The following is a 12,889-nucleotide window of genomic DNA, read 5'->3' on the forward strand; positions in this document are numbered from 1 at the left end:
AGGTTTAAAAGAGAGGTTCTTTTGTGGAATTAGCAGAGATTCAGCCCCAACTTTTTAAGCAATTTTCCAAAATTTTGCAAGGGGAAAAATTAAGCCATGCCTACTTGTTTTCAGGTGGTTTTGGCTCGTTTGAATTGGCAATCTGGCTGAGTCAGGCACTTTTTTGTCAAAGTCCGCAGAATCATTTGCCATGCGGGCATTGCCGCCCTTGTCGTTTGGTCGCTCAGCAAGAATTTACCGATTTGCATCTTGTTGAACCAGAAGGTCAGATGATTAAAACAGCTCAGATTCGTGAATTGACACAAGTTTTTAGCGAATCTGGCTATGAAGGAAAACAGCAAGTTGTGCTGATTCGAGATGCAGAAAAAATGCATCCCAACGCAGCCAATGCGCTCCTTAAATCAATTGAAGAACCAGAAACGCAAATCGTCGTTTTTCTGCTAACCAATAATGAAAATATGATTTTAGAAACGATTAAATCACGGACGCAAGTCATTCATTTTGCAAAAAATGTGTCTTATTTGCAAGGGTTTCTAGAGCAGAAAGGTTTATTAAAAACACAAGCCGAATTATTGGCACAAATTTGCCATTCGCCAGACGAAGCTTTGGAGATTGGCCAGCAAAATTGGTTCAATGAAGGATTACAAAAACTTCAACATTTGGTCAAATTGCTCCAAAAGTCAGGGGATGAAGCCTTTTTGTATTTACGAGAAGTGGTTGAACTTTTTGATGATAAAGAAAAGCAAAGCATTGCTTTTGAGTTACTTTTGCAGCTCTTTAATCAAGAAAAAATGAGTCCAGAAATCCTCAAAACTTTTCAAGCCATAAAAATGTGGAAAAGTAATGTGCGTTTTGAATCAAGTTTGAATTTTATCGTTCTATAAAGAATGAAAAAGCTCTCAAAGAAGTGGAAAATTTGCAAGAGAGCAGGAGAAGAAAATGATTTATGAAATTAAATTTGCCCATGGAGAGTCAAATATTTTTGCAGAAACAAGCGCGTCTTTCGACGTGCAAAGTAGCGTCATTCTTCGTTCGGAAAAAGGTCTTTTTTATGGAAAAGTGCTTCGAAAACTGACAGAAACTAATGGAATTGTGCCCAATTTTGAGATTTTAAGAGAGGCTTCGGCTGAGGATTTAGAGAAAATTTCAGCTTTGAAAAAATACTCAAGAGCGGCAAAGAAGCGCGTGCGTGAGCTGGTTGAGGTGCAAAACTTAGAGATGAAAATTGTTGATGTGGCTTATAGCTTTGATCAACAGCAACTTTTTATCTCATTTACTGCTGAAAATCGTGTTGATTTTCGCTTGCTGTTGCGGGAATTAGCGGTCGCTTTTCGGACACGAATTGAGTTGCGTCAGATTGGGCCACGTGATGCAGCGAAGGTTTCTGGCGGGATTGGGCCATGTGGACGTCCCTTGTGTTGCTCGGAATTTGTTTATGAATTTCCCAATGTTTCGATTAAAATGGCGAAAAACCAGAATTTATCCCTCAAGCAGAGCAAACTCAATGGCCTTTGTGGTCGTTTGATGTGCTGTTTAACTTATGAGGATCAATTTTATAGTGAGGCGCAGAAACGATTTCCCGATTTTGGAGAAACGGTCAACACCGTTGAGGGGCAAGGGCGAGTTATCGGACTCAATGTGCTTAATAATCGAGTCAAAATAAGATGTGGAGAATATAGCAAGGAGTTCGAACTTGCAGAAATTGAGGTAAAGCATGGCGGATAAATATGATATTTTTGAACAGTTGGGGGATTTAGAAAATACATTGACCACAACTTTGGCACAGGTTTCGGGAATTAGACAAGTGCTTGAAGCGTCCATTACGGAAAATGCCACATTACGCATGGAATTAGAAAAATTGCGTGAACGTTTGGCGGAATTTGAGAAAAAAGAAGTCAAAAAAGAAACCTTGAAAGATCAGCCGAATCCAAATTTGATTCAAATTTTTAATGAAGGTTTTCATGTTTGTCATCTACACTATGCGGAGCGCTTAGCAGAGGGTGAATCTTGCTTAGATTGTTTGGAGCTTTTGTATCGCTAATGGAAGAAATGACTTTTAATATTCAGCGCTCATTTAAGGGCGTAAAAACATCAGGAACGCTGTATTTGGTTCCAACTCCAATCGGAAATATGCAAGATATGACTTTGCGCTCTTTAGAGACTTTGAAAAATGTAGATTTGATTTGCTCTGAGGATACACGCAATACTTTGCGACTTTTGAATCATTTTGAAATCAAAGTGCCTCAAGAGTCTTTTCATGAGCATAATTCACAAGAAAAAATTCCAAAATTAGTGGAGTTTTTACGCTCAGGAAAATCGATTGCACAGGTTTCTGATGCGGGGATGCCGTCAATTTCGGATCCTGGGCATGATTTGGTTCTTGCAGCGATTGCGCAGCAAATTGATGTGGTTGCCCTTCCTGGTGCTTCAGCAGGGATTACGGCTTTGATTGCTTCAGGTTTAGTGGCGCAACCTCACATTTTTTATGGTTTTTTACCACGCAAAAAAGGGGAACAGCGCAAGTTTTTCACAAGTAAACTGGCCTACCCTGAAACACAAATTTTTTACGAAAGTCCTTTTCGAGTTGCTGACACATTGGCAAATATGCAAGAAGTCTACGGCGATCGTCCAGTGGTTTTGGTGCGTGAACTCACTAAAATCTACGAAGAATATCGTCGTGGAAAAATTTCGGAAGTCTTAGATTCTTTGACTGAGCAGCCCATCAAGGGCGAATGTTTAATCATTGTTGCTGGTGCTTGCGAAGACGTAGCGCTTATTGAGCAAGCAGAAAGTTCTCCTTTAGAAGCGGTGCAAAATCTGATTGCTACGGGAGCAAAGCCCAATGTTGCCATCAAACAAATTGCTAAAGAACGCGGCTTAAATCGTCAAGAACTTTATGCGCAATTTCATGAATTATAAAAAAACTGTCAGCAAATTTGCTGACGGTTTTTGTGTGGGCTGACGAAAATTTTCGTCAGTAAAATCTCTGTATTTTTAAGTTTTCGTCAGTAAATTCTCTACTGATGAAAAAAATTGTGAACTTTAGCAGTGACCGTCGACGTTTTCGTTGATCCACTGTTTTTTCTGGTCGTCAAAAATTCGCAAATGTGGGTCAGTTTGGACGAATTCAATGATTTCATCAGTGGTTAGTCCAGTTTTTTTGACTGCACTGCTGACGGTGACCACCTCCATTTTTTCAATCAATTGACGTAAAGTTTCAAATGAGTGATTCATTTTGCTCCTTTCTCTATTTTCAAAAATAAGAAAGCCTTTTCTTGATTATATCAAAAAAACCTTGTCTGCTCAACAGCGCAAGGTTTAGTGTTTTTTTAAAACGAGTAAATCCATGTGTTTTTGGCTCCATTTTTGAGGAGGCGCTGGCTAATGCGGATAGCATCTTTTTCGTTTTCAGCCAAAGCAACCATGACGCCGCCAAGTCCAGAACCCGTCAATTTGGCGCCCAAAGCTCCAGTATTACGAGCAATTTCAACCAAGCTATCCAGACGAGGATGAGAAACGCCGAGCGCTGTGAGGGCATCGTGTGCTCGATCCATAACCTTGCCAAATTCTTTGAGTTTGTCGGTCATCAAGAAAGCTTTGGATGCGGTCGCCAATTCACCAAGTTTGTCAAGGTGAGCTTGTGTATTTTCTTTTTCTTCGGCTAATTTTTCACGGACAATATTGATGGCTTGGCTAGTAAAACCATGGACACCGGTGTCTCCAATGACGATAAAACCGTGTAAATTAAGCTCAAAAGGCTCAATCGTACGATCTTTGACAAACCAAAGCGGATGTTCGGAATTCACTGTTGCGACATCAATTCCTGAAGATTTACCGTGTGTGATATTTTCAGAGAAATTAGCGTAAAAGAGCAGGTCTTTTTGTGAAAGCTCCGCCTCAAAAAAATCAAAGAAGGCGCGTGTAATTGCTGTGGCAAGAGAAGCTGAGGCTCCTAAGCCCCGTCCTTGCGGAATATTAGAATCAATTTCCAAAGAAAAAGGCATTTTTGATGAGTGGAATTTGGCAAGCAAACGCATAATCAACTGGCGAATTCCTTCAAATTCGTCTCCCATCAAGTCTAATCTTCGACGAAATTCATTATTTTCAACGTATTGACCATATTTTGAGGACGTGATGGTAACAGTGGTTTTGAGAATCGTAACCGGCAAAGCAATTGCTGGCTGACCATAGACAACGGAATGTTCTCCAATCAGGATTAGTTTGGAATGGGCAATTCCGACTCCCATTTTGTTGATTGTCATTTTTAACAGTTCTCCTGCTAGACTGATTTTGCTTTTATACTTCAGAGCAAAGCAAAAATCGTGATTAGCTTAAGTTCTTAGTTTGATATAGATTTCTGTGCTGATTTTTCCTGTATTGTCTGTGCGACAAAAACTTACTTGACAATTTTATAAAATTTCCTCTTGAAAATCAAGCTTTTGTTTCTATTTGTGCTGCCTATTGTATTTTTTGATATAATGAGAGCATGAAAAATATTGTCACTGCAAGGGCGCACACGAATATCGCCCTTATCAAATATTGGGGAAAAGCGGATTTGGCGCTCAATATCCCGACGACGAGTTCTTTATCAATGACTTTAGATCAATTTTATACGACAACTTCGGTTGCTTTTACGCAAGAGCCGAGTGATAGCTTGATTTTGAATGCTGAAGCGGTTGATGCGACACGAGTGGGTCAATTTTTAGAGATGATGCGTGGAAAATATGGTGATTTTCCCAAAATTGCGGTTCGGTCGGAAAATCATGTGCCGACAGCTGCTGGATTAGCTTCTAGCGCTTCGAGTTTTGCTGCTCTGACGGTTGCAATGTTTGGCCTTTTAGATTTGCCAAAAGACGAACAGGAGATGTCACGCCTTGCTAGACGCGGCTCTGGTTCAGCTTCACGCTCTATTTTTGGAAATTTTGCCGTTTGGAACAAAGGAGTGGATGATCAGTCGTCATTTGCAGAGTCCTTTCACAATGAAGACATCGGACTTTCAATGATTGTGGCTGAGATTTCAGCGGAGCAGAAAAAAATGTCTTCCACCAAAGGGATGCAATTGGCGCAAACTGCGCCGACCTATGCAGCATGGGTGGAAAAATCAGCCCACCAACTCGAAGAAATGAAAAAAGCCATTCTTCATGCAGACATTGAGAAGGTCGGTCTGATTGCCCAAGATAATGCTTTGGGAATGCATGAGCAAAATCGCCTCTGCCGTGAACCTTTTGATTATTTCACGGCTCAAACGCAAGCGGTTATTGACTTTGCTAAGACTTGTTACCGTCAAGGCTTGCTGGCCTTTGTGACGATTGATGCTGGGCCGAATGTAAAAATTATTACGGATCGTGCAAGTGAACGTCGCCTACTTGAAAAATTTCAAGCGGAATTTCCTGACTTAACTTTTGACGTGGCGCGAGCTGGAGGGGCTTATGAATATCTCTAAGCAGACAGTAAGTTGCAAGGTGCCAGGAAAACTCTTTTTCGCCGGAGAATATGCGGTCACCAAACCAGAACATTTGGCATTGATTACGACAATTGCTTCGGATTTTGAAGTGAACATTTCAGCGAGCAAGCAAAAATCAGTCTTGAAAACGAATGTAGGCTTGCCTGATTTTGAATTTTCACTGACGAAAATTGATTTTACTAAAGAAAATCCGTGGAATTTTGCGCTGACGGCTTTGCAAAAAACATTGACTGCTTCTCAAGAATGCGTCAGCAAAATCTCTGAGCAGTCGCTTGAGATTTGTTTGGAAATCCAAAGTCAAATGGGCTTTGGCGAGCAAAAAAAAGGATATGGTTCTAGTGCTTCGGTTGTGTGTGGGGTGGTTAATGCCGTCAATGCCTATTTTGATTTGCAACTTTCTTTGGAACAACGTTTTGAACTTGCAGCCGCAGCACATTTTGAGGTGCAGGGATCGGGGTCTATGGGAGACATTGCGGCAATCATGTATGGTGGATCGGTCTTCTATCAAAACCATTCGCGCATCATGCCTCTTGAAATCCCCTGGGCGACTTATGTTGTTCAGACTGGTAAAGCCGCAAAGACAGCTGAAAAATTGGAAATCGAACTAGCTGATGAATTCTACCAAAAATCAAACGAGTTGGTCATTGAAATCGCAACAGCCCTTGATATACAAGACTTTGAATTATTCAAAGAAAAGCTCTCACAAAATCAACTCTTGCTTTTGGAAAACATCCCTGCGGGCTATATGACCCCAAAATTGGCGCTTGCTTTGAATCTCATCAATACTTATCCAGAATTTGCTGGGAAAATTTCAGGCGCTGGCTTCGGTGAAAATGTGATTTTATTTGCCCAAAGTGAAGCACCTATCAAAGAACTTCAAGAAAAATTAGAAAATGAAGCAATCAGTCTTGAAAAATTTACGATTGCGCCCAAAAATAATTGAGAAATAAATGACAAAAAACGAAAAAGATATTCACCAACATCGCAAAGATGAACATCTCTCGCTCGCCTTGAAATATTGGCGAGAAGGCAAAAATCAGACAAGTGGTCTGACTTTTTCTGATTTGCGCTTGCTCCCTAATAGTTTGCCGGAACTTTCGGTGAATGAAGTCTCGCTCAAAACACAGTTTTTGGGTGAGGATTTTGCTTTTCCTTTTTATATTGAGGCAATGACGGGAGGAACAGCTCGCGCCGATCGTTTGAATGAACAACTGGCACACATTGCGAAAAATCAGCAGTTGGCACTCGCCGTTGGCTCACAGTCCATTGCTTTAAAATTTCCTGAATTGGCTTCGGGCTTTAAAAAAGTTCGAGAAATTCATCCCAATGGTTTTCTTTTTGCGAATCTTGGTGCTGGGCATGATTTGGAAAATGCTAAACGAGCGGTGGATATGATTGAAGCAAATGCTTTGGAACTGCATATCAATACAGCACAAGAATTGCCGATGGATGAGGGAGATCGCGCATTCTATTGGTTAGATAATATTCATGAGATTGCGAGTAAATTAGAAGTTCCAGTGGTTGTCAAAGAGGTAGGTTTTGGGATGGCTCAGAAAACCTTTAAACAACTCTCGCAAACAGCGGTAGCCGGCATCAATGTCGGCGGAGCTGGCGGGACAAATTTTGCTTGGATTGAGCGTAAGCGCAGTAAAAATGGTTTCAATGTGGATGATTTTGGCTTGTCTACCGTGGAAAGCCTATTTGAGGCAAAAGCTGCGGGAAATCAAAAGCAACTGGTTGCGACAGGCGGCATTTCAAAAGCGGAGGACATTTTTAAAAGTTTATGCTTAGGTGCTGATTTGGCAAGTTCTGCGGGCTTTATTTTATCCACTTTGATGCAAGAAAATGGGGCGGAAAAAGTGGAAGCGACATTGGCTCAGTGGAAAGCTGATTTGGCAAAATTTTTGGTTCTGACTGGCTGCCAAAATCGCTCAGAACTTGCTCAGGTTGAGTTTTTATATTCAGCAAATGCCTTGAATTTTTTGCAACAAAGACAAGGAAAAATTTACTGAGCAAATTATTTGGTAATGGCTCCTAAATCAACTATAATGAGAATAGGATTAAAAAAATAAATGAGTTCACCCCCGCAGAAGTGGTGAAAGAGAAAAGTTAGAAGCGCCACAGTGTGGAGCTCGAATTTTCCCTTTTTTCATCCCTTTATGGCAGTCTGGCTCACAGTTTAAAGGAGAACTATCATGGCATTTACATTACCCGAACTTCCCTACGCACACAATGCGCTTGAACCTTTCTTCGATGAAGCAACAATGCGTTTGCATCATGGGAAACATCATCAAACTTATGTAAACAATCTGAATGCAGCGATTGAAAAACACAATGAACTTGAAGATAAAAGTCTTGAAGAATTGTTGACGGACTTGTCAGCAGTTCCTGAAGACATTCGTACAGCAGTTCGCAACAACGGAGGCGGACATCTCAACCACAGTCAATTCTGGCTTTGGCTGCGCCCAAACACTGACGGTTCTGAAAACCACGCTGACGGTGAAATTGGGGATGCGATTGCTAAAGAATTTGGTAATTTTGAAGCCTTCAAAGCTGAGTTCAAAGCTGCAGCGACAGGCCGTTTTGGTTCAGGCTGGGCTTGGTTAGTTGTGGATGGCGACGGCAAATTGAAAGTTGTTTCTACACCAAACCAAGACAATCCAATCTCTGACGGTTTGGTTCCTGTTTTGGGACTTGACGTTTGGGAACACGCTTATTACCTCAAATACCATAATGTTCGTCCAGACTACATTGAAGCTTTCTTCAATCTTGTCAACTGGGATAAAGTTAATGAACTTTATGCTGACGTCAAATAAAACAATTAAGAGAAATTGCTGACGCGTTGTGTCAGCGATTTTTTTTTGACCAAAATGCTGACGAAAGTTGAAAAATAGATTTCGTCAGCATTTTCTCTGGAAAATTTTCTTAAAAATGAATACGCTTTTTCAAAAATAAGCCCAAAATCAAGGCAAAGAGCAGTTTCGCAAATGTTTATTTTCTGATATAATGGTAAAAAGTCCCTTCCATGATGGACAAATTTGCAAGTTCAATGAAAACCGCTCAATTTGCGAAATTTTTTAGCGGAAAAACTCAACAAACGAAAGAAAAAAATGAAATTTACAGACTTTAATTTTAAAGATTATATCAACGAAACTTTGGAAAACATCAACTTTAAAACACCTACGGAAGTGCAAGAAAAGCTGATTCCAATCGTGCTTTCAGGGCGTGATTTGGTGGGTGAATCTAAAACAGGTTCAGGAAAAACGCACACATTTTTACTGCCAATTTTCCAAAATATTGACCCAGAACTCAACGAAGTTCAAGCCCTCATCACCGCACCATCTCGTGAGCTTGCCACACAAATTTACAAAGCAGCGCAAGAATTTACAAAGGTAAACGATAAAATCCGGGTGTCTAACTTTGTCGGTGGGACGGACAAAGCGCGCCAAATCAAGAAACTTGAAGCAGCCCAACCCCATATCGTCATTGGTACGCCGGGACGAATTCACGATTTGGTCAAATCAAATGCCTTAGTTGTCTATACCGCAAAAACTTTTGTCGTGGACGAAGCGGACATGACGCTGGACATGGGCTTCTTGGCTGACGTTGACCAGATTGCTTCAAGCTTTGGTAAACGCGTGCAAATGCTCGTTTTCTCAGCAACGATTCCTCAAAAATTGCAACCCTTTTTGAAAAAATATTTGCATAATCCAGTGATGCAAAAAATTGCGAATAAGACAGTGATTTCAGATACCATCGAAAACTGGCTCGTTTCAACAAAAGGCAGCTCACACAACCAACTTTTGCTCCAATTGACCAAAGCTACAAATCCTTACATGGCCATGATTTTCGCCAATACCAAAGGACGTGTGGACGATATCCATCATTTCTTGACCAGCAATGGGTTGAAAGTGGCCAAAATTCATGGTGACGTGCCACCGCGCGAACGTAAACGAATCATGAACTCTATTAAAAATCTTGATTATCAATACGTTGTTGCGACAGATATCGCAGCACGTGGAATTGACATCGAAGGCGTTTCACACATCATCAATGACGAGATTCCAAAAGACTTGACTTTCTTTGTTCACCGTGTTGGACGTTCTGGACGTAACGGCTTGTCTGGCACAGCCATTACGCTTTACAGCCCTTCAGATGACTCAAGCATTCGCGAAATTGAAAAAATGGGCGTGACTTTCCAACCAAAAGCAGTCAAAGACGGCGAAATTGTGGACTCATACGACCGTGATCGCCGTGAAAAACGGACGAAAAAACAAGACGAAATTTCGTTAGCAACCCGTGGTGCTTTGGCCAAAGGTAAGAAAAAAGTAAAACCAGGCTACAAACGTGCCATCAAGTGGCAAATTGAAGAAGAAAACAAGAAAAATCGCCGTGCAGAGCGCAACAAAAACGCCCGCAAACAACGCGAATCTCGCAAACAAAGCTTCTAATCAGCACACCCCACCAAAGGAGCATTTTTCTCCCAGAGAAACTGCTGACGTAACTCCATTTCGTCACAAATTTCCAGAGAAACTGCTGACGTAACTCCATTTCGTCACAAATTTCCAGAGAAAATGCTGACGTAACTCCATTTCGTCACAAACAGCCAGAGAAATCACTGACGCAACTCCATTTCGTCAATAATTTTACATTTAATTAGAAGGATTATTATGTTTTTTCCAGAGCAAATCAGCAAACTCAATGAATTAGAAACGCTTGTTTTTGACTTTATCATCAAGTCCCCAGAGCAAGTTCAACAAATGACGATTCGTGATTTGGCGAGTCAAGCTCATGTTTCAACCTCGACGATTGTGCGCCTTTGTACCAAACTTGGCTTTGAAGGATGGGCAGATTTGAAATTCTACCTCAAAAGCCAAGCCAGAGAAAAAACGCCCGAAGAACAGCACTATGACAATATGCTGGAATTCAATATGTTCTTACGCCGCATGAATACAGACGTTTACCAAGCAAAACTCAACAAAGCAGCCCAAATGATTGCTCAAGCCGATTGCACCATTTTCCTAGGCCTTGGCACATCTGGCTCGCTTAGTGAATATGCGACCAAATATTTTGCCAATACCGGCCTGCGGAGCTTTGTCATTTCTGATCCCTTCCAAGCCGTTCAAGTCCAAGGCATGGGCAATATCGTTGCAGTCATTTTGTCTGTTTCAGGCGAAACCGAGCAAGTGGTCAATAAAGAGCTGGAATTCAAAGCAGGCGGAGCAAAAATCATTTCCATCACCAATAATGAAGACTGCTCCGTCGCCAAACTAGCAGATCACCACCTCTCCTACAACCTCATCAATGAATGGTCAAAACAGTATCCTCTGGGCAATCTGACCACCCAACTGCCCGTCCTAGCCCTGTTAGAAATCTTGGCGCACAAGTCAATTGAGTATTTCCTAGAAAATGAAAAATGATTTTTGTTTCAAAATGAGAAACAAATTATCAAAAAAGACCTTCAATCGAAGGTCTTTTTTGCTTCCTAAAATAAGAAAGCCCTAAAAATAAGGACTTAGCAGGTTTTTATTTATAAATCTTGTATTATTCAGTCATTTTAATGAAATAGATAACGCTTGCATTCTCTGAATGAAAACGTTATAATAATTCATATAGAAACGTTAAATTAGAAAACGTTAAGAAAAAGGAGAAAAATAAACATGGCAGAAAAAGTTATTGCACTTGCCTGTGCAGCAGGAATGTCAACATCACTCTTGGTATCAAAAATGCAAAAAGCAGCAGCAGATAATGGAAAAGATTACGAAATCTTTGCAAAATCAACAGCAGACATTGACAATATGCTTGCTGGTACAGGATCACCAAAACCAGACGTTTTGCTTTTAGGCCCACAAGTTGCCTTCATGAAAGGCGAAGTTGCTAAAAAAGCTGAAGCAGCTGGCGTTCCGATGGATGTGATCAAAATGCAAGACTACGGCATGATGCGTGGAGACAAAGTGCTCGCAGCAGCTGAACTCTTGATGAACTAATTTTAGAAATAACTGCACAAAATTGTGAAAGAGCGTAAGCTCTTTTACTATATAACAAATAAAGGAATATGTTTCAAACAAAGGAACAAAAGGGGAAAAATGAGCGATAAATACGAAAATCCAACAAGTGATGACTACATGAGCGTTGTAATGGGCATTATCATGAGCGGCGGAAACGCAAAAGGTTTGGCCTTCCAAGCCATTCAACAAGCAAAATCAGGTGATTTTGAAGCTGCACAAGCTTCATTGACTGAAGCTGGTGAACAACTCCGCGAAGCCCACGATGTCCAAACAGACCTCTTGACACGTCTTGCGCAAGGCGAAAAAATTGGTTGGAATCTCTATATGGTACACGCTCAAGACCACTTAATGAATGCAATTACCTTCAAAGATTTAGCCGTTGAACTTGTTGATCAAGAAAAACGTCTCCAAACTTTGGAAAATAAATAAACCGACCAAGAAAAAGTTGCGACAACGCAGCTTTTTTCACACCCCAATCAATTTCTTACAAGGAGGAGAAGATGAGCTTTTTTGGAAACGTTGATTTTCAAAAATTAACCTATACAGAAAGAGTAATCTACAACTATTTGCGAGATAATGTAGAGAAAATTCCACATTTGCACATCAGAGCAATCGCCCTCGAAGCCCATGTTGGAACCTCTTCAGTCATGCGGCTCGTTCATAAGATGGGCTATGACTCCTACACGGATTTCAAGGCCTATGTCAAAGAAAAAACAGCCCTTGAAGAAGTTAAACCAGCCAGCAGTTCACTCATTTCGCCTGACATTTTTTCCAAAGAAATCGAGCAACAACTGGCCGCATTAACAGGAAAGATTTTAGAGAGTGATAATGTCATTTTCACCGGAATTGGCTCAAGCGGTTTGATTTGTGACTATGCAGCAAGACGTCTCGCTGGTGTGGGAATTAACACTTTCTCTTTCAGTGACGTGACCTATCCTTTAGCCGCGAAATTACGCAATACCACGAATACCCTCGTGATTGCCCTCTCCATTTCGGGCGAAACCAATGAAATTATTGAAGTTTTAAATAATCTGCGCCCAAATAAAGATATTTATATTGCCAGCATTACCCCCAAGCGCAGCTCCACAATTGCTCAACTCAGTGATGTAGTACTGAGCTACCGAATCACCGAGCGCCGAATTAACACCCACTACGATCTGACCAGTCAGCTTCCAAGCGTTTATCTCGCAGAACGACTGACCGATTTGGTCTACGAATCAGCCGATTAAAGAAAGCCATTTGGCTTTCTTTTTTTGCTCAAAAAGCTGTACCAAAAGTACCAAAAACTTTCATTTGTAAAAGTAAAAATCATAACACAAAAGCAACAAAGATGACAACCAGTGATAAAAACCCTAGAATAAAGGCAAACATAAATGACAGAACTGGCACAAAACGTACCACTTCTGGTAAGAAACCT

15 protein-coding genes are annotated in these 12,889 nt (G+C 40.9%); 13 read left to right on the forward strand and 2 right to left on the reverse strand.

The genetic code is table 11. The features are described 5' to 3' along the window. Positions 1-23: 23 nt before the first annotated feature. The 4 genes from EQJ87_RS10295 to rsmI are packed head-to-tail and all read left to right on the forward strand — an operon-like array spanning position 24 to position 2,919. Positions 24-884 carry a DNA polymerase III subunit delta' gene (locus EQJ87_RS10295; protein WP_130124500.1) on the forward strand — a complete coding sequence of 287 codons (861 nt, stop codon included), beginning with the start codon at positions 24-26 and terminating at the stop codon, positions 882-884. 55 nt (positions 885-939) lie between these two features. After that, positions 940-1,725, forward strand: a complete 786-nt coding sequence (ricT, locus tag EQJ87_RS10300; protein ID WP_130124501.1) for a PSP1 domain-containing protein — start codon at positions 940-942, stop codon at positions 1,723-1,725. Beyond that, positions 1,715-2,041, forward strand: a complete 327-nt coding sequence (gene yabA / locus EQJ87_RS10305; protein WP_130124502.1) for a DNA replication initiation control protein YabA — start codon at positions 1,715-1,717, stop codon at positions 2,039-2,041. Before ricT ends, yabA begins: the two co-directional genes overlap by 11 nt. Then, positions 2,041-2,919, forward strand: a complete 879-nt coding sequence (gene rsmI / locus EQJ87_RS10310; protein WP_370449775.1) for a 16S rRNA (cytidine(1402)-2'-O)-methyltransferase — start codon at positions 2,041-2,043, stop codon at positions 2,917-2,919. The genes yabA and rsmI overlap by 1 nt, the downstream gene beginning before the upstream one ends. A gap of 123 nt (positions 2,920-3,042) precedes the next feature. Here rsmI and EQJ87_RS10315 read toward each other — a convergent pair whose 3' ends face one another. Together EQJ87_RS10315 and mvk are read right to left on the reverse strand one after the other, a co-directional pair. After that, a complete protein-coding gene (locus EQJ87_RS10315) occupies positions 3,043-3,234 on the reverse strand; it encodes a hypothetical protein (protein ID WP_130124504.1) in 192 nt (63 codons plus the stop codon). Between the two features lie 95 nt (positions 3,235-3,329). Next, positions 3,330-4,262: a mevalonate kinase gene (mvk, locus tag EQJ87_RS10320; protein WP_130124505.1), complete on the reverse strand. Its 933-nt coding sequence runs from the start codon at positions 4,260-4,262 to the stop codon at positions 3,330-3,332. Positions 4,263-4,486: 224 nt separating this feature from the next. Between mvk and mvaD the strand changes: the two genes are divergently transcribed. The 9 genes from mvaD to EQJ87_RS10365 all read left to right on the forward strand — a co-directional run bounded on the left by mvaD (position 4,487) and on the right by EQJ87_RS10365 (position 12,701). Continuing rightward, on the forward strand, positions 4,487-5,443 hold the full coding sequence (gene mvaD / locus EQJ87_RS10325) for a diphosphomevalonate decarboxylase (RefSeq protein ID WP_130124506.1): 957 nt from the start codon (positions 4,487-4,489) through the stop codon (positions 5,441-5,443). Further along, positions 5,430-6,407 (forward strand): mevalonate kinase family protein, encoded by a 978-nt coding sequence (locus EQJ87_RS10330; protein WP_130124507.1) that lies wholly within the window; start codon positions 5,430-5,432, stop codon positions 6,405-6,407. The genes mvaD and EQJ87_RS10330 overlap by 14 nt, the downstream gene beginning before the upstream one ends. 7 nt (positions 6,408-6,414) lie before the next feature. Continuing rightward, positions 6,415-7,476: a type 2 isopentenyl-diphosphate Delta-isomerase gene (gene fni / locus EQJ87_RS10335; protein WP_130124508.1), complete on the forward strand. Its 1,062-nt coding sequence runs from the start codon at positions 6,415-6,417 to the stop codon at positions 7,474-7,476. Between the two features lie 183 nt (positions 7,477-7,659). After that, entirely contained in the window at positions 7,660-8,280 is a 621-nt protein-coding gene (locus tag EQJ87_RS10340) for a superoxide dismutase (protein ID WP_130124509.1), read from the forward strand. A gap of 294 nt (positions 8,281-8,574) precedes the next feature. Beyond that, positions 8,575-9,915 carry a DEAD/DEAH box helicase gene (locus tag EQJ87_RS10345; RefSeq protein WP_130124510.1) on the forward strand — a complete coding sequence of 447 codons (1,341 nt, stop codon included), beginning with the start codon at positions 8,575-8,577 and terminating at the stop codon, positions 9,913-9,915. Positions 9,916-10,134: 219 nt separating this feature from the next. Next, entirely contained in the window at positions 10,135-10,884 is a 750-nt protein-coding gene (locus EQJ87_RS10350; protein WP_190289076.1) for a MurR/RpiR family transcriptional regulator, read from the forward strand. A 240-nt stretch (positions 10,885-11,124) separates the two neighbouring features. After that, the gene (locus tag EQJ87_RS10355) at positions 11,125-11,451 is read left to right on the forward strand and encodes a PTS sugar transporter subunit IIB (RefSeq protein ID WP_130124512.1); all 327 of its coding nucleotides are present in this window, start codon (positions 11,125-11,127) and stop codon (positions 11,449-11,451) included. Between the two features lie 99 nt (positions 11,452-11,550). Then, positions 11,551-11,901, forward strand: coding sequence for a PTS lactose/cellobiose transporter subunit IIA (locus EQJ87_RS10360; RefSeq protein WP_130124513.1), 351 nt, complete (start codon positions 11,551-11,553; stop codon positions 11,899-11,901). Positions 11,902-11,972: 71 nt separating this feature from the next. Further along, positions 11,973-12,701 carry a MurR/RpiR family transcriptional regulator gene (locus EQJ87_RS10365; protein WP_130124514.1) on the forward strand — a complete coding sequence of 243 codons (729 nt, stop codon included), beginning with the start codon at positions 11,973-11,975 and terminating at the stop codon, positions 12,699-12,701. Positions 12,702-12,889: the final 188 nt, after the last annotated feature.

The sequence above is a fragment of the Lactococcus sp. S-13 genome (assembly GCF_004210295.1).
Taxonomy (GTDB): Bacteria; Bacillota; Bacilli; order Lactobacillales; family Streptococcaceae; genus Lactococcus.